Genomic DNA, 18,200 nt, shown 5'->3' on the forward strand with positions numbered 1-18,200 from the left:
GGCTGCCGCTTAACAGAACAGGGCTCAGTGTATAAGCTGAACCTGCCACTGCGTGAGCCTGCGATGAAACACAGGCTAAGGGGATGAAGGTCCGGTTTGTGGGGATTAAACCGCATCCGGTGCAGAGGAATTATCCAATGCTGCGCTGTCCTGTGTGTCGGCGGGTGGCTGGGCTGCAGCTCTTTGCTGTTTGGCGATACGCAGGATGGTATTGCGGATAGATGTCAGTACCGCCACCGAATTAAATGGTTTCACGATGAAGCCATGGACACCACGTTGTTGTGCAGCCTGCAGAATAGTCGCATCAATTTTGGCCGAGACCAGAAATAACAACGCCTTAGGCAATTCGCGGCGCAACTGATCGATGATCGCCAGTCCTTCTTCATTGGTTTCGCCAATATCGATACATACGATTTGCGGTTTCAGGCGGATCACGCGTGCCAGGCTGGCGGGTGCCAGATTGGCATCGCCCACCACTTCATGCCCGCCATTATTGAGTACGGAAGTCAGTAAATTACGGGCAACCGCATTGGCATCTAAAATGACGGCTTTGAGCATAGCGTGGCCTTATTGGTGAAATCGGTGTCAGGATGAGGCGGGCTGCAGCACAACTCAACGATGCAAAAGTGTTGCAAGCCAGTAGGCATCTTAATGCAAAACTTTACATGGGTGCAAAAAAACAAGGGGAGACCTCTGCCTCCCCTTTTACTTACTGAGCCGCACACAGCGCGTTGTGCCTCAGTCTTTGCCGCCAGCTTCGCCTTTGGCATTTTTCACATACATGTCCAGCCAGCGATCCTGCTCCCACAGCATATGCAATATCGACTCGCGCGCGCGGTAGCTGTGACTTTCATTGGGCAGCATCACCAGCCGCGAGGCGATACCCAAGCCCTGTAAAGCCTGGAACATACGCTCGCTCTGCATAGGGAAGGTACCGCTGTTATTGTCCTGCTCGCCATGAATGAACAGGATAGGGTCCTTGACCTGGTTCGCAAAATTAAATGGCGACATTTCCAGATAGGTTTTCTTCGCAGTCCAGAAATTCCTGTCTTCCGACTGGAAACCAAACGGCGTCAGCGTGCGGTTGTACGCACCGGAACGCGCAATCCCTGCCCGGAACAGCCTGGTATGCGCAAGCAGATTGGCAGTCATAAATGCACCGTAGCTATGGCCACCAATCGCGATGCGGTTACGGTCAGTCACACCCAGCTTAACTACCTCGTCGATGACCGCTTCAGCATTCATCTTCAGTTGTTCCAGATAACTATCGTTCGGCTCTTTTTTTCCCTCACCGATAATCGGCATACCGGGTCCATCGACCACCACATAACCACGTGCCAGCATCACGTGCGGGCCGTTATAGGAAATCCGGTTGAAACGATGCGGCGAACCGGTGACCTGACTCGCTGCTTCTGCGGTTTTGAATTCACGCGGATAGGCCCAGATCAGGGTGGGACGCGGGCCATCGCGTTTAGGCTCGTACCCTGGCGGCAGATACAGATTGGCCGTCAGTTCTACACCATCTTCACGCTCGTAACGAATTTGCTGTTTTTTCACGCCCTTGAGTTGCGGGTAAGGATGCGCGAAACTGGTCAATGCACGCGGTGGCACAGGATCACCGAGATCATCGGCATAATAGTTGGGGCGCTCTTCATTCGACTCGCGGCTCAGGATAATCTGACTGCCTTTGTCATTGAGTATGCCGACCACTTCTTCGTAAAACGGCGGATGCGAACGGAATAAGCGTGTGGTCTGACGGCTGACCAGATCCAGCCGGTCCAGGAAAGGACGGTCGCCCTCTGCACTGGCACCGGTACCGGTCAGGAATATGGACCTGCCATCCGCTGTGATGCGCAAGACCTGACGCCCCATCTCATTGGTCGTCATCACAGGATTACCCGGATTGGCATACTGATCTTCAGTCTTGCGGCTGAACACCAGCTCAGGTTTGCTGTCCGCGACACCGGGACGGATGCGCCAGGTACGGGTATCGCGCGTCTTGCTCCAGTTTTCGGTCACCAGCGCCAGGTTATCATTGCCCCACTGTACGCTGGAAAAACGCCAGGCCAGTTCCATCAGCTTCTGTGGCGGATGATCAAAGGGGGCTGCCTGCTGCATGAAGACATCATGCACCTTGCTATGGGATTCAGGATCACCGCCGCCTTGCGCTTCCAGCCAGGTCAGACTGGCCGGTTTATCCGCACGCCAGGAGAAGTCCCGTGGCCCGGCCTGCACCGCATCATTCCCGGAGGGAATGCGCTCACGCATAGGCCGCTCAGCCACGGTACGTACCTTGCGGCCTTCGTCATCCCACAATTCGATCAGCTGACCGAATCTGTCCATAGGTAACATGGTGGAATACGGGCGACGCAACTGTGTAGTCAGGATCAGACTGCCATCCGGCGAGACACTGGCCTTAGACAGCGTCATGACCGGACCGATACGCCTGACTTCGCCTTTAATACTGACGAAACCCAGCTGGGTCTGTAACTGCCAGTCCAGCATGTCGGAATCCGCGGTTGTTTTCAGCATATCGGGGAAGGTGCGGTTCTGCGCCCCTTTACCGGCGCGGCTTTCCACCATATTTGGGCCTGCAGGCACGATAGCTGGCGGGGGTAGCGGTTTTTGATTTTTCGGTACTAATCTGACAAACAATTCATCTGAACCCGTCCAGGAAAAACCGGCACTGGTGGTGGCATTGAGCTTATCCGCCATCAGGCGCCTTGCCTGCGCCTTACGCACATCCAGCAGCCACAATTCCACGCCATCATCGACCCAGCGGCTGAAAGCTACCCATTGTTCATCCGGTGACCACAGGGTTTCTGCGATGCGTACTTTGGCTGGCAGGCCACTGACTTCGCGGCTTTTACCGGTCGCGACATCAAGCAGACTTAAGCTGGTGCCAAAATCAAAATGGCTGGCAGCACGGGTGCGCGGATTGATGCGCAGGCCAGCCAGCTTGAGCTCAGGCTGCGCCACATCAGCAATGCCCGGCAAACCCGGTAAATGCACCATCAAGGCGGTTTTGCGCTGCGGTCCCAGCTTGAACAGCGGCCCGCGTGGCGCATCCACAATGGCCTGTAATTCCAGTGCCGGTAAGTGGTAGCCATTCTCGTTTTGGCTGGTACGCGCAGCGCCGTTGGCATTGGCAGCCTGCACCGTTGGTGCTGGCTGCGTCAGGCACAGCAGCAAAGCCAGCGCGCTCATCACGGGGCGCACTGGCGCTGATTTCATGTTTTTCAAATGCATACACTTTCAAGAAGACAGATCACACGCTGCCCGACCGATGAAACAAAACCGCCCTGCAAGTCAATAACAGAGCGGTTTTGTGAGACCGTTACCCGGTGGAGCCGGGCTGAGTGCTAAGTATTACTTGACGGCTGGCTTAAATCCATCCGCTTTGATGTCCAGTTCTGTCACTTCGCCATACTGTGCGGCGACAGGACGTATTGCCTCGGCTTTGCCGATTAACAGCATTTGCAGTTTATCGCGTGGAAAATGTTTGTCCACCAATTGTTTCGCTTTTTCCGGTGTCAAACCATCGACATCGCGCATAAAGTGATCAATTTGGCTACGATTTATCTGCGACACATACATATCGCTCAAAAAGCCCGCCAGTTGTTGATTGGTTTCATAACGCGGCGGGAACTGGCCTTTGACATAGGCTTTGGCTGATTCCAGCGTGGCCGCATCGATGCCCTTATCCCACAAACGCTGGTAAGTTTTGTGCGCCAGCGCCAGCGCTGCCTCAGTTTTGGCCGTTGCCGTGAAACTGGACACACCAAACACGCCGGCCTGCGCCAGGGTCTGGAAGCTGCTGTTCGCCCCATAAGTCAGGCCGGAATTGACACGCAATTCATCATTCAGCCAGGACGTAAAACGCCCGCCCAAGATAGTATTGATGACTTGCAGTGGCACATAGTCCGCATCATTTCTGGCGATACCGGCACCACCAAACATAAAGGTCGTTTCGACTGCATCGGCTTTATTCACGAGCCAGACGCGTGCCTTATCGGCGCTGACTTTGCCAGTGTCAGCACGGGCCGGCAATGGTCCGGCCGATCTCCAGTTACCAAACAGTTTTTCCAGCTGGGCACGCATAGTGCTGGGTTTGAAATCACCGACCACGACCAGTGCGGCATTATCAGGACGGAAGTAACGCTGATGAAAACCCTGTACATCCTTGGTTTCCAGCATACTCACACTGCTGACAGTACCGGAGACCGGATTGGCATAGGCACCCTGACCAAACAGCATGCTGTAAAAATAAGGCTGCACCACATTGCGCGGACTTTCCTTGGCCTGCTTTAAGCCATCCACGGTACGGGCGCGCAGTTTGCCAAATTCAGCCGCGTCAAACAGCGGGTTTTGCAAGGCATCCGCCATGATGGGCAACAAGGTCTGGATATCGTCTTTAGAAAAATCTGCATACAGCACTGTGCCGTCAGCGGACGTACCGCTGGATAAACGCGCACCGCGGAAATCGAAACTCTGATCGATCTGCTGTTTGCTGTAAGCACGCGACCCCAGCAGCAAGGCGTCACCGGTCAGATTAGCCAGACCAGCGGCTGGACCGTCCACAGTGGCACCGGCCCGCACTACGGCACGCACCGCGACCAGTGGTACTTCATGCCTTTCCATCATATAAATGGTTAAGCCATTGGATAAACGGACAGTGTCAAATGCCGGTAACTGAAATTCCGCCGCCTGAGCAGATGCTGCCACGGTGGTGACGGTGGCTGCGACTAAGGCACTTTGTTGTATCAGACGGCATGCTTGGTTTATGGCTTGTTTCATCGCTTGTTTCATGGCTTACTCCTCGCTGGCGGCCAGCACACCAACGGTGCGTTGAGATTTTTTAAAATAGGTGGCGGCGACTCTTTGTATATCCGCTGCACGCAGGCGACGATAAGCCTCAGGCGCATCGAACAGTTTTTTATAGTCACCGAAATACACTTCATAGTCACCGATCTGGGCTGCTTTGCCGTTGATAGTTTCCTGCGCCCGATAGAAATTCAGCAGCTTCTGGTTTTTGACCTTCTGCACTTCTTCTTCGCTCACGCCTTCACGGATCAGTTTGTCGATTTCTGCCAGCAGGGCTGCTTCTACTTTGGCAGCAGGCACCTGATTGGCGGCGACCGCAAAAAAGTTAAACAGACCGGGATCAAAAGCCTTACCGTAATCGGCACCCACCTGCGTCGCGAGCCGCTTGTCGACCAGCGCCTGATACAAACGTGAGGTTTTGCCCTCGGTCAGTATGCTGTTCAGGACTTGCAAGGCGTAGTAATCAGGATTATTGGTAGCCGGTACCTTGTACGACACCATCAGATTCGGTGTCGTCGCGGATTCCTTGCGCACAAACACACGGCGCTCTCCTTTTTGCTCAGGTTCCACGGTGCGTACCACCGGTGGCAAAGCGCGTTGCGGTGCTTTGGCAAAATACTGTTCGGCCAGACGTTTGACTTCATCGGCCTTCACCGCGCCGACGATCACGGCGACCGCGTTATTCGGCGAGTAATAGGTCTTGAAGTAGTTTTCCAAGTCGGCCTGAGTCCAGGCCTTGATATCGGATTCGTGGCCTATGGTCGGTATCGCATAGGGATGGGCATGGAAAGCCGTCGCATAGACTGCGCCCCACAGCGAACGCAGATTCGAATTTTCCAGACCGGTACTACGTTCCGACAACACCACGCCGCGCTCGCTGTCGACCATTTTCGGATCAATCGACAAATTCGCGATACGGTCGCTTTCCAGATCAAAGATCACGGGCAGCGCGGTCGCCGGGAACCAGTCCTGGTACACAGTCAGATCGTTATTGGTATAAGCATTGTTCGCGCCGCCCGCAGCTTCCATGGTGCGGTCGAATTGCTTAGGGCCGAATTTTTTTGAGCCATTGAACATCATGTGTTCAAAGAAGTGGGATAAACCGGTAATGCCTGGCACCTCATTGCGTGAACCAACTTTCCAGTAGGTGTACATATTCGCATTCGGGATTGTATGACTTTCCAACACCAGGAATTTCATACCATTCGGTAAGGTAAAGCTTTTTACCTGATCTGCTGTCAGCGCCTGACTATGGCTGACCAGGCCGCACAGCAGACTGGCTGCCAGGGCGAGGTTTTTCCACTTCATCATATGTCTCCAAAATTTAAAAAGCTCAGCCAGTGCGTCTGCCAGACCAGTAAGGACGGTTATGTGCAATTTTTAGTCCTGTTTGAATGCTGACTGAGTGTGTCCCAAGGCTCTGTTAGAGCACGCACATGGAAATGGGTTCCATTTGGATAAGAATTTGTGCCTGCCACACCACACTGAGTTTTAAATTCTCACAGCTAAATTGTTACCAAACAGCAAAAATCGCCTTGAAGCGCCCCATTTTCTGCTTATCTCTGGCAAGCTGCCAACATTCGAACAAAAAAACACACCCAGGTGCCACTACGTGCACCCAGATCGGGCAACCAGGACTTCTAGAGTATGAAGAAACAAAACTTATTTTCAGCCAGTTCATTAGGCTTACGCGCGAAAATGCTGCTGGCCGTGCTGGCCATGGTCATCATCGGCTTTACTATTACCATCAGCCTGCTGAGTTATCAGGCCAGTCAGATGCAATCGCAGGCCTCTGCAGCCTATGCGCGTCAGCTTGCTATTTCAAATGCGAATCTGGTTGCCGAAAAAATCAATGTGGCGCTGTATGCAGCCAGAAATCTGGCGGCCGGACTCAGCGGCATGAAAGCAGCAGGCAATCCCAGCCGGGAGGCGGCTGATCAGTTGCTCAAGAGCGTCTTGGCTGCCAATCCTGAATTTACCGGTGTCGGCACGATCTGGGAGCCAAACGCATTTGATGGCAAAGATGCTGAATTTACAGGCAAGCCTGGCCACGACCAGACTGGCCGTTATCTGCCTTACTGGAACCGTGGCAACGGCAGCATACAGGTGGAAGCCCTGACCGATTATGAGAAAGAAGGCGCAGGTGACTATTATCTGCTGGCCAAAAAATCCGGTACAGAAGTTCTGCTCGAACCGTATATGTATAAGATCGCTGGTAAAGATGTATTCATGACGACCGTGACGGTCCCCGTGATGAGCAATGGTAAACTGGCAGGCGCGGTGACTGTGGATTTACCAGTGGCGGGCTTCCAGGACAGCATCAGTAAAATCCGCCCTTATGAAACAGGACAAGCCAGCCTGCTGTCGAATAAAGCGGTGTACATCGGCGATGCCAATCCTGCACTGGTGGGAAAAACCATAGACAGCAAAGTTGCGCCGCCCGAGCTGATCGCTGCGGTACAAGCGGGAAAATCCTGGGAGGACACGCTGTTTGACGCAACACTGAACACCAGCATGACGCGCATTTTCGTACCAGTCCGCATCGGCGCCAGCAGCACGCCATGGTCGTTTGCGATCAGCGTACCGGAAGATAAAATCCTGGCTGAAGTCAGAAAGCTGCGCAATCTGTCCATCCTGATTGGCCTGATCAGCGTAGCCGTGGTGTCGGCGATGTTGCTGTATGTGGTGAATAAACTCATCATCCGTCCGCTCGGTGGCGAGCCGGACACTGCCGTTGAAATCGCACGCCGGGTGGCTGAAGGCGATCTGACCACCCAGGTCAGTCTGCAACGCGGCGATCAGCACAGCATGCTGTATGCGCTGCATCAGATGCAGGAGCAGTTGCGCGGCATCGTCGCCGATATCCGGGTCAGCAGTGAATTTGTCTCAGACGCCTCAGGTGAAATTGCTAAAGGCAATCTGGATTTGTCACAACGCACAGAAAGTCAGGCTGCATCGCTGGCAGAAACCGCCAGCAGCGTCGAGCACATGCATGAAACCGTGCAAAACAATGCCGCCCACGCGGAACGCGCACGTCAGCTCAGTGTGGAAGCAGCAGGTACCGCACAACGCGGCAGTGCTGAGGTCGACAAAGTAGTCGTCAGCATGAACGACATCGCGGCAGAATCCAGAAAAATGGCAGACATCATCACCACCATCGAAGGCATCGCTTTTCAGACCAATATCCTGGCGCTGAATGCCGCGGTGGAAGCGGCACGTGCCGGTGAGCAGGGCCGTGGTTTTGCCGTGGTCGCCTCCGAAGTCAGAAACCTGGCGCAGCGTAGCGCTCAGGCATCACGCGAAATCAAAACCCTGATCGAAAACTCCATGACCAAAGTGGATCATGGTACCGTGGCGGTCGATCAGGCGGGTGCCACGATGCGCACCATACTGACTGCGGTGGAAGGACTGACGTCCATCATGCGTGAAATTTCCACTGCCTCGTCTGAGCAAAGTGCGGGTATTGCGCGTATTAACGGCGAAATTAACCTAATGGATCAGTCTACCCAGCAAAATGCGGCACTGGTGGAAGAATCCGCCGCGGCAGCAGATTCGCTCAAGGACGAAGCACATAAATTATGGCAAGCGCTGACCGTGTTCAAAACAGAGGCAGGCCACACACAAACTGTGCATCGTGCGACAAAAACCTTGCGTTAAAGCGCTATTTCGCATCCACGCAACTCACTTTGCAGCACACTTGCAACAGCCTGAAAACAGCCTGAAATTTCATCAGAGATTTCAGGCTGTTTTTTTATCATCTCTGATTTAAAAGCATATAAATGATAGTAAATACTTACATTTATATGCTTGTCACTTAACTTCTGTATGGTTTCAGGCCAGGCTGGCACTGTTTTTGCTGCGTTGCAGCATATGTCTTTCTTTATGAGTTTTTCATCGTGGTAAGCTACGCGCCGAATTGACTCAATTCACATCATTCTGATATCAGCAATGAAAAAAATTTTGCTGATGAACTTGTCTAACAAAAAACCAAAACCGGAGAGCAGTTTGAACACAATTCAAAACCCTGGGGCGCACACCATCTTAGGGCACCCCGACAGCTTATTTGTCCTGTTTTTCACAGAGATGTGGGAACGTTTCTCTTACTACGGCATGCGTGCGCTGCTGGTGCTGTTTCTGGTCACGGAAACCGCCAAGGGTGGCTGGGGCTGGACCCGCGCAGATGCGACCGCACTGTATGGCTGGTACACCGGCCTGGTCTACCTGACGCCGATCCTGGGTGGCCTGATCGCCGATAAATTCCTGGGCAGCCGCCGTGCGGTGGTACTGGGTGGCTTTATCATTGCAGCGGGTCACGCTTCGCTGTTGTTTGATACGCCTACCATGTTCTACCTGGGTTTATCTCTGGTAGTGGCGGGGACCGGTTTGTTCAAACCGAATATTTCGGCAATTGTGGGACAACTGTACAACAAAGACAATGAAAGCGGCCGTGACGGTGGTTATACCCTGTTTTACATGGGGGTGAATGCCGGTGCTTTCTTTGGTATTTCTCTGTGCGGTTATATCGGTGAAAAAATCTCCTGGTCGTATGGCTTCGGTCTGGCTGGCGCCTTCATGATATTGGGTGCGATCCAGTTCTATCTGGGTCAGGGCATCTTTGGCGATATCGGCCTGTCTAAAGCACAGAAAGCAGAAAAAGACATCGTCGCTCAGGAAGAACCGCCTAGTCATGTCGTGGTTGACCGTATCAAAGCGATTTGCGTGTTCTCTTTCTTCACGATTTTCTTCTGGTTTGCGTTTGAGCAAGCCGGTGGTTCCATGACCATTTTTGCGGCTGACTATACCGACCGCGAACTGGTTGGCACCAGCGGTATGATTTTCAAGATCGTCAACAGCCTGATGACGGTGATCCCAACTGCGATCCTGAGTTGGTTGCTGGTTAAATTGTTCGCCGGTACGGCAAAGCGCTATCTGTGGTCTAACATCCTGCTGGTAATCTGTATCAGCGCGATCTGGGCACTGGTGATCTGGATGCTGGGCCGTGAATTCTCTATGGATAAATCGAATATCCCTGCCACCTGGTTCGGCGTATTGAACTCTTTCTTCCTCGTTGTACTGGCACCGATGTTCACAAAAATGTGGGAAAAACACTGGAACCCGAGCGGTCCGATTAAATTCGGTACTGGCCTGATTTTGCTGGGTCTGGGTTTTGCTGCTTTGTCCTATGGTGCGTCCAGCATTCCGGTTGGTGCGAAGACGGCTTCGGTCAGCATGATCTTCCTGATCGCTGCTTACTTCTTCCATACGATGGGTGAATTGTGCATTTCGCCAGTTGGCCTGTCCTACATCAGTAAGCTGGCACCACAACGCCTGCTGGGCCTGATGTTCGGTATCTGGTTCCTCAACACCGCGATTGCGAATAAGATTGCCGGCTCTACCGGTAGCTACATCGATGAAATTTCGAACACCTATTCGATGTCAACTTTCTTCCTGATCTTTACGATCATCCCGATTACTGCAGGTATCGTACTGATGCTGCTGAATAAATGGATGGCGAAGAAAATGCATGGTATTCATTGATGCACTGGCTGACCGGTCATGCCGGTCATTCGCCCTGGTGATAAAAAAACCGCTGTGAACTACAGCGGTTTTTTTATGCACAAACAGATGACAGAGATCAGTCACGCTCGATCGCGAGTGCAACACCCATACCACCACCGATACACAGGCTGGCCAGGCCCTTCTTGGCATCACGGCGTATCATTTCATGGATCAGACTGACCAGGATACGGCAACCGGAAGCACCAATAGGATGGCCGATTGCGATTGCGCCGCCGTTCACATTGATCTTGCTGGTATCCCAGCCCATTTCCTTATTGACACCGATCGCCTGTGCTGCAAAGGCTTCATTGATTTCCATCAGATCGACTTCTTGATGCGTCCAGCCCGCTTTTTGCAGACACAGTTTAGCCGCTGGTACCGGGCCCATACCCATGATAGTCGGATCAATACCGGCGGATGAATAGGCTTTGATACGTGCCAGTACCGGCAAGCCCAGTTCTGCGGCTTTGCTGGCAGACATCATGATGACTGCAGCTGCACCGTCATTTAAACCAGAAGCATTACCGGCTGTGACGCTGCCGTTTTTATCGAAAGCCGGACGCAGCGCCGACAAAGATTCGATGGTGGTGCCGTGTTTGATGAATTCATCCGTGTCGAATACCACCGTGCCTTTTTTGCTCACGATTTCAACGGGGATAATTTCGTCGACAAACTTGCCTGCTTTCTGTGCGACTTCTGCCTTGTTTTGCGAAGCCAGCGCGAACTGATCCTGTTCTTCACGGCTGATTTCATATTTCTTCGCCACGTTTTCAGCAGTCACACCCATGTGATACTGGTTGTAGACATCCCACAGACCGTCGACGATCATGGTGTCGACCAGTTTGGCATCGCCCATACGGAAACCATCGCGTGAACCGGCCAGCACGTGGGGTGAAGCGCTCATGTTTTCCTGGCCGCCAGCGATGATGATGTCGGCATCACCGGCTTTAATCGCCTGCGCTGCTAAGTGGGTGGCTTTCAGACCACTGCCGCAGACTTTATTGATCGTCATGGCTGGCACTGCATCCGGTAAACCGGCTTTGATGACGGCCTGACGCGCGGCGTTCTGACCTACGCCTGCAGTCAGAACCTGGCCCAGCAAGACTTCATTGACCAGCGCGCCGTTCAGACCGGTTTTCGCCAGCAAGCCTTTGATCACAGTAGCACCGAGCTCGGCAGCGGGAATCTTGGCCAGCGTACCGCCAAACTTACCTACAGCAGTACGGCCAGCAGCCACAATAACGACGTCTTGCATAAAAATCTCCTATCAATGGGTAGAAAGAAACGATGTAAGGTGCGCACCTGATACGGCTCAGAATGCGGCTTGAGTCCCTGACTTATTTTTGCATTGCAAAAAGAACTATTTGCTAGCTTACACCTATCAGCGGACATTTGTCACAGCGGCATGCGCATGCGACAGGCGTAAAAAAAGCTCCCGGGGGAGACGGGAGCTTTTTAAAACAAACCGGCAAAGAATCATTACTTCTTCTTAGCGGTCGCTTTTTCTGCAGCTTGTGTAAATTGCTGCGTTGCTTTGTTCAGATTTTCTTCCAAAGTCTGTACGGCTTGCTTCGTTGTTTTGGTCAACTGCTCGTAACCTGCGTTGATGTTGCCAACCACAGATTTCAGTGCTGTCACAGCTTGCTCGGAGCCAGCTGGTGCATTCTTAGTCACTTCATCAATCAGTGTGATCACTTTAGTGTTAGTTTCAGCGATGTGTGCTTCAACTGCTTTAGTGAATTCTTGCTGAGTTGCTGTCGTGATGCTGGCCAGATGACGACCGTAAGCCAATGCTTTTTCTGCGGATGGCTGTACTTGCGCGCTGCTCAGCGTGAAAAATTCTTGTGGGTCTTTGGCTGCGATCAGTTGTTTCGCTGTCGCTGTACCTTCTTCCAGGCTGGCTTTCGCTGCATTGACGTTCAATGCGACTAATTGTTCCAGGCCTTCGAAAGCTTTTTTGTTCAATGCAGTCAAAGACGCGAATTGCGCTTCGAGGTTAGCTTTAGTTGCAGCGATGAATTGTTCAGGTGTAGTTGTCATGGTTTTCTCCAGAAAAGGATATCAAAATTGGCAGCGCCGTCCATGAGAATCAAATTGAATGGTGCACCGCAACAACCCCAATTCTACACCTGCTGTTTCACAGGTCAAGCATTTTTTGTGCATCGCACCAAAATGAGTTAAATGATATTATTTTCCTGAATAGCAACATCTATTATCCATGCGGGTTTCCAGCCCTTTCTGGACTAAAAAGCATGCAATTCAAGGCTGTTGCCATGTCGCAAATTTGCCTCAAAATTCAGCAAATACTGCTTATTTTTTAAGCCGCCTGCATATCCGGTCAGCGCACCATTCGCAGCGATCACGCGATGGCAGGGCAGGATAATCGATAAGGGATTTTTGCCATTCGCTGCGCCGACCGCGCGTACCGCTGCGGGATTACCCAGCTGTTGTGCCAGTTGGCCATAACTCAAGGTCTGCCCAAACGGAATCCGGGCTAACTGACGCCAGACCGCCTGCTGAAACGCAGTGCCTGCACTCAAATCCAGCGGCAGATCGAAATGCTGACGCTGGCCTGAGAAATATGCAGCGAGCTGTTCTGCCGCTGCCAGCAATAGCGGATGCTGCGGCGCAGCCTGCCACCCGGCGATACCTTTGAAATGCCGGTGTTCAGGAAAATACACGCCGCTCAGGCCTTGCGCACTGGCAGCCAGTAACAGCGTGCCGGTCGGACTATCGGTATATGAGTATTGCATGCGCTGTGACTCCGTTTTGAATTGGGGGAAAGGGGAAAAAGTCAGGCCAGGGACAGCGAATGCCATAGTAGCAGCGCACCATAAGCACGCCAGGGTGACCAGGCTGAGGCTTGCTGCAGCAATTGCGTTTCGGTGTAACGCCCGTCCGGCTGACCGGCGAGGCGGGCGGCGGCTTTTTGCAAACCTAAATCCCCGGCCGGAAACGCATCTGGAAAACGCATCGCGCGCATCGCTATATAGTGTGCGGTCCAGGCCCCGATGCCGGGTAAGGCAGTGATCGCGGCAACGAATCCAGCCAGGCTGTCTGCTGGTTTTTTGTGCAACCCATGTGACAATGCAAATCTGGCGATTTCCTGCAAAGTCGCGGCACGTTTTGCGGGCATACCCAAGCTGGCCAGCTCGGAAATACTGGCTTGCAACACACGCTGAGGTGTAGGGAAATGATGTGTCACTGCGCTAAATGGCGTCTCTGCAGTTTCTCCCAAAGCGTGTACCAGCCGACCGGAAATGGTAGTGGCACCGGCCACGCTGACCTGTTGTCCCAATACGGCGCGTAAGGCCAGCTCAAACGCATCAAAACAACCCGGTACCCGTAAGCCGGGAAAGGCCTGTAAAACCGCATGCAAAGTAAGATCTGCCTCCAGATGCGCGTGTATGCTGAGTGGGCTCGCGTCAAGATCAAATTGCTCGCGGACACGGCTGATCAGTGCCAGCAATACCGGACTCAGACCAGGTGCCAGATCCAGCTGCAGCTGCGCTTTGTCTGACTGGCAGCTGACTTTCAGCCAGCCGGTATGGCCATTCAACCTGACGCTGCGGACATACACCTGCTGATCCCCCTCAGTCTGCACAGCTTCCAGCCCAGGCATGGCACGACCCGCCAAATACCTCATCATGGCGGACCAGGCATAAGGCGGGCGATAAGCCAGCCTCAGCGTCATGACGGCCTGCGGTGGCTGTTTACTGCGCCGGATCGCACCCGGTGCCAGCTGATAGCGTTCCGAGAATAAGGCATTGAAACGTCTCACACTGCCAAAACCCGCCGCATAAGCGATCTCTGCCATAGGCAGCTGCGTTTCCTGCAGTAATTTTTTGGCGAACAGCAGGCGCTGGGTCTGGGCCAACTCGACCGGCGTCACGCCAAACTGTTGTAGTAACAAACGACGGATCTGACGCGAAGACAAACCCACATCTGCCGCAAACGCGTCCAGCGTCTGCTCGTTGAGTGCGCCATCGGCAATTTTTTGCCAGATCGCATATGCCAGATTTTGCTGTAAGGCGTACGGTGCCAGTTCAGGCCGACAGCGCAAACACGGGCGAAAACCAGCCGCTTCAGCAGCAGCGGCGCTGTGATAAAACTGGCAGGAACTGGCCTTAGGTGGCTTCACACTGCAAATCGGGCGACAGTAAATACTGGTACTGGTCACGCCCGTAAAAAACACACCGTCGAAACGGCTATCTTTGGCCAGCACCGCCTGATAGCACTGCCGCTGATCAATGTTGCTCAGGCCAGGAAATTCATGGTGTACAGTGTTCATCGTTTTCTTGTCTGTCGTTATAGAACGCAAAATGACCGCAACGCAATGTCAGTGCTGCTGCACTCAGGGAACACGCGCTGCTCGCTGCACAGAATGCGACAATTTGCGCTTCTTGGACTAAGATGAATATCCAGAGTTGCTCAGCCGATGGGATCAGTTACCCTCTTCCATTACTGCCTGAGCGGTGATATGGCATTTATACGCGTCCTGGTGGCTTTGTACTCGCCATTTTCGGACAAGTAAATACGAATGGGTTAACAGGATGAGCAGTCTCATGCAAGTGCTGGACCGTATCATGCACAGTGACACCGGACTATCCAGCGCCATGCAACAGTTGGTGACGCTGGCTGCCGAGCAGCTCTCTGCTATTTATTGCGCAGCCTGGACACAGGACAGTGCGAGTGGTCATTTGGTCTGCCGTGCCCAACAGCCTGGTAAAGCAGAACAGTGCCCGGTCATTAATACAGCCAATTTTCCTGAACTCTGGCATCTGCTGTCACAGGTCAATGGCACGCTGCAGCTGGAATCAGCCAGCAATATGGGGCTTAGTCAGGAATGGCACCTACTTTGCGCTGATTTAAGCGCACCCATGCTACTGGTGGTGCCACTGCTTGCACATGGCAAACGTGTAGGCGCGGCCTTGTTAGCGCATCAGGCGCACCAGATCTGGCATAGCGATCAACAACAACTGGCGTTTCAGCTATGCGCGCTGATGCAACAAAAAATCGTCGAAGATGATTATCAAAAATTGCAACGTGAGTTGCATCAGCATGTCATGCACCGCACCTATGAATTACGACTGCAAACAGAAGAGCTGCGGCAAGCCCAGCAAATGGTGCAAAAGCTCAGTGAAATTGGTCGTGAGATTACGTCCAGCCTCGATCAAAATACCATTATGAGTGTGGTCTACCGGCATTTACACACGCTGATCGGCGCGGAGGTATTTGCGATCGGGATTTACCATCCTGACAAACAGCTCATCGAATTTCCCGGCAATATATTGCGCGGCGAACTCATGCGACCTTATTTCCGCGACGTAAATGACCACGATTTGCTGGCGTCTTATTGCGTAAGGGAAGGCAAAGAAATTTTTATCAATAATATTTTCGACGAATATCCGGCTTATATCGGTGCCGCCGGACTGGACAGACTGACCGATCAAAAGTCTTATGCAGAGGGACAGGCATTATTTGTACCGGCTTCCCATATTTACGTACCGCTGATTTTAAAAGGGAAAATCAGTGGTGTTATTGCGATACAAAGTACCGAGACCAATGCATTTCAAACCATTCATCTGGATATGGCGAAAACCCTGAGTGCTTATACGGCCATTGCAATCGACAATGCCGATACCTATCAGCAACTGGCCGAGGCCCAAAAAATTCTGGTGTCTCAGGATAAGCTCGCAGCATTGGGTTCACTGGTAGCCGGGGTCGCCCATGAACTCAATACGCCTATTGGCAACAGTCTGCTGACAGCCAGTACCTTGCAGGAAGAAGCCCAGCGCTTTCAAGTACAGCTGGAATCCAATCATCTGAAGCGCTCAGATCTTCAACATTTCACCCAGGGTCTGACCGAGGCCTGTGAATTGTTGATGCGCAACCTGCACAATGCAAGCGAACTGGTCGCCAGTTTTAAACAAGTCAGCGCTGATCAGACCAGCCAGCAAAGGCGGCAATTTCAACTGGCGCAAACCGTACACGAGGTCGCCCGCACCCTGCAAAATCAGATACTTAAACAAGGCCACCATCTGGCGCTGGACATCTCCAAAGACATTATCCTCGACAGCTACCCCGGTCCTTTAGCACAGATACTCACCAACCTGATCAATAATGCCATGCTGCATGGTTTTAATGGACGTAGCGCAGGAAGCATGAAAATACACGCCAGGCGACACAGTCTGAGTCAGGTCGAACTACAGTTCTGCGACGACGGTGCCGGTATACCCAAGGCAGATTTACGCCGTATCTTTGATCCTTTTTTCACCACCAAGCTTGGTCAGGGTGGCAGCGGGCTGGGATTGAGTATTGTGCACAATCTGGTCACTGCTATCATGGGTGGCAGCATAGAAGTCAGCAGCACACCCGGCAACGGCACCCGTTTCCGCCTCCTGCTGCCTTTGCAGGCACCAACACCTGCGCCGTCACGGTGATTCTGCCAGTCCACAGACCACCTGACTTTACGTTAGACTCCGCACTCTCCCAGCGCATTTTCAGAAAGCAGCGTATGTCCCGGCAACAAAGTCCCGATCTTAAAACTATCCTCATCGCTTCCGGCGTCGTGTTGACTCTGGCAATGGGCATCCGCCATGGCTTTGGTTTCTGGCTGCAGCCGATTTCGCAGGCACACGGCTGGACCCGAGAAACCTATTCCATGGCACTGGCAGTACAAAACCTGCTATGGGGTGCATTCGGGCCGCTGGCAGGCATTGCGATTGATCGCTTTGGCACGCACCGGGTCGTGATTTTCGGCGCGCTCTGCTATGCAGCGGGACTGCTCTGGATGGCGATCATAGATCAGGCTTGGCTGTTTATTGCAGGCTCCGGCATCTTGCTTGGCTTAGCGCTGGCCTGTACTGCATTCGGTGCGGTCAGCGGCATCATAGGGCGTACCGCACCGCTGGAAAAACGCTCCTGGGCCTTCGGTATTTCTTCCGCTGCCAGCTCCTTCGGTCAGTTCGCCATGATGCCGGTCGAACAACAACTGATCCACCACACCAGTTGGCAAAGCGCTTTTTTTATCCTGTCTGCCGTGCTGCTATTGCTGATGATTCCTATGGCCTGGCAATTACGCGATCCGGCGCCGGTTGCCAGCGAAGGACCACAGCAAAGCATACGCCAGGCAATACGTGAAGCGCTGTATTACCGGCCGTTTCAGTTGCTGGTGGCGGGTTATTTTGTGTGCGGTTTTCAGGTCGTCTTTATCGGTGTGCATATGCCCGCTTATCTGAAAGACCGCGGCATCATGGACCCGAATGTGGCGGTCTCTGCACTGGCATTAATTGGTTTATTTAATATTTTCGGCTCTTACTATGCGGGCAAACTGGGGGGATTATTTCCCAAGCGTTATTTGCTATCCTCGATTTACCTGAGCCGCAGCATCGTGATTGCCTTGTTTTTACTGGCACCGCTGTCAGCTTATTCTGTCTATATTTTTGCCGCCGCCATGGGTTTCTTATGGCTATCTACCGTACCGCTGACGAACGGTGTAGTCGCCAGTATTTTCGGCGTCAGGTATTTATCGATGCTGTCAGGCTTTGTCTTTTTTTCGCATCAGGTCGGCAGCTTCCTCGGCGTCTGGCTGGGTGGCTATCTGTACACGCTGAACGGCAACTACAATGTGGTCTGGGGCATTGCGCTGATGCTGGGCATTTTTGCTGCACTGGTCAACCTGCCTATCAATGAAGCTGCACTCAAACGTGAAGGTCTGGCTCATGCCTGAATGGTCTGCAATCCGCCGTCTGCTGTTGCTCCTGTTGCTCGTGCTGGTGCTGGGGCTATGCCTGCTCGGCTACTCGCAAACCTCC

General features: G+C 52.9%; 12 protein-coding genes. 4 read left to right on the top strand and 8 right to left on the bottom strand.

Going from position 1 to position 18,200, the window contains the following annotated elements; all coding sequences use genetic code 11:
* Nucleotides 1-105: 105 nt before the first annotated feature.
* The 4 genes from H8K47_RS00830 to H8K47_RS00845 form a co-directional block, all read right to left on the bottom strand.
* On the bottom strand, nucleotides 106-558 hold the full coding sequence (locus tag H8K47_RS00830; RefSeq protein WP_186879531.1) for an ANTAR domain-containing response regulator: 453 nt from the start codon (nucleotides 556-558) through the stop codon (nucleotides 106-108).
* 180 nt (nucleotides 559-738) lie between these two features.
* Nucleotides 739-3,234 carry a S9 family peptidase gene (locus tag H8K47_RS00835; protein ID WP_186879532.1) on the bottom strand — a complete coding sequence of 832 codons (2,496 nt, stop codon included), beginning with the start codon at nucleotides 3,232-3,234 and terminating at the stop codon, nucleotides 739-741.
* A 135-nt stretch (nucleotides 3,235-3,369) separates the two neighbouring features.
* Nucleotides 3,370-4,809 carry a M16 family metallopeptidase gene (locus tag H8K47_RS00840; RefSeq protein ID WP_230410127.1) on the bottom strand — a complete coding sequence of 480 codons (1,440 nt, stop codon included), beginning with the start codon at nucleotides 4,807-4,809 and terminating at the stop codon, nucleotides 3,370-3,372.
* 3 nt (nucleotides 4,810-4,812) lie between these two features.
* The gene (locus H8K47_RS00845; protein WP_230405062.1) at nucleotides 4,813-6,135 is read right to left on the bottom strand and encodes a M16 family metallopeptidase; all 1,323 of its coding nucleotides are present in this window, start codon (nucleotides 6,133-6,135) and stop codon (nucleotides 4,813-4,815) included.
* Between the two features lie 336 nt (nucleotides 6,136-6,471).
* Here H8K47_RS00845 and H8K47_RS00850 point away from each other — a divergent pair, with 336 nt between their 5' ends.
* The gene (locus tag H8K47_RS00850; protein WP_186879533.1) at nucleotides 6,472-8,481 is read left to right on the top strand and encodes a methyl-accepting chemotaxis protein; all 2,010 of its coding nucleotides are present in this window, start codon (nucleotides 6,472-6,474) and stop codon (nucleotides 8,479-8,481) included.
* 348 nt (nucleotides 8,482-8,829) lie between these two features.
* Nucleotides 8,830-10,362 carry a peptide MFS transporter gene (locus H8K47_RS00855; RefSeq protein WP_212680842.1) on the top strand — a complete coding sequence of 511 codons (1,533 nt, stop codon included), beginning with the start codon at nucleotides 8,830-8,832 and terminating at the stop codon, nucleotides 10,360-10,362.
* A gap of 97 nt (nucleotides 10,363-10,459) precedes the next feature.
* On the opposite strand, the gene H8K47_RS00860 is transcribed toward H8K47_RS00855, so the two are convergent.
* The 4 genes from H8K47_RS00860 to H8K47_RS00875 form a co-directional block, all read right to left on the bottom strand.
* Entirely contained in the window at nucleotides 10,460-11,638 is a 1,179-nt protein-coding gene (locus H8K47_RS00860; protein WP_186879534.1) for an acetyl-CoA C-acetyltransferase, read from the bottom strand.
* 224 nt (nucleotides 11,639-11,862) lie between these two features.
* On the bottom strand, nucleotides 11,863-12,423 hold the full coding sequence (locus H8K47_RS00865; protein WP_186879535.1) for a phasin family protein: 561 nt from the start codon (nucleotides 12,421-12,423) through the stop codon (nucleotides 11,863-11,865).
* Between the two features lie 203 nt (nucleotides 12,424-12,626).
* Nucleotides 12,627-13,136 (bottom strand): methylated-DNA--[protein]-cysteine S-methyltransferase, encoded by a 510-nt coding sequence (locus H8K47_RS00870; RefSeq protein ID WP_186879536.1) that lies wholly within the window; start codon nucleotides 13,134-13,136, stop codon nucleotides 12,627-12,629.
* A gap of 41 nt (nucleotides 13,137-13,177) precedes the next feature.
* Nucleotides 13,178-14,674 carry a DNA-3-methyladenine glycosylase 2 gene (locus H8K47_RS00875; RefSeq protein WP_186879537.1) on the bottom strand — a complete coding sequence of 499 codons (1,497 nt, stop codon included), beginning with the start codon at nucleotides 14,672-14,674 and terminating at the stop codon, nucleotides 13,178-13,180.
* Nucleotides 14,675-14,948: 274 nt separating this feature from the next.
* Here H8K47_RS00875 and H8K47_RS00880 point away from each other — a divergent pair, with 274 nt between their 5' ends.
* Entirely contained in the window at nucleotides 14,949-16,826 is a 1,878-nt protein-coding gene (locus H8K47_RS00880; protein WP_186879538.1) for a GAF domain-containing sensor histidine kinase, read from the top strand.
* A gap of 74 nt (nucleotides 16,827-16,900) precedes the next feature.
* Nucleotides 16,901-18,115: an MFS transporter gene (locus H8K47_RS00885; RefSeq protein WP_186879539.1), complete on the top strand. Its 1,215-nt coding sequence runs from the start codon at nucleotides 16,901-16,903 to the stop codon at nucleotides 18,113-18,115.
* Nucleotides 18,116-18,200 lie beyond the last annotated feature (85 nt).

It is taken from the genome of Cognatundibacterium rugosum (genome assembly GCF_014284365.1).
In the GTDB taxonomy this organism is placed as follows: Bacteria; Pseudomonadota; Gammaproteobacteria; order Burkholderiales; family Burkholderiaceae_D; genus Undibacterium; species Undibacterium rugosum.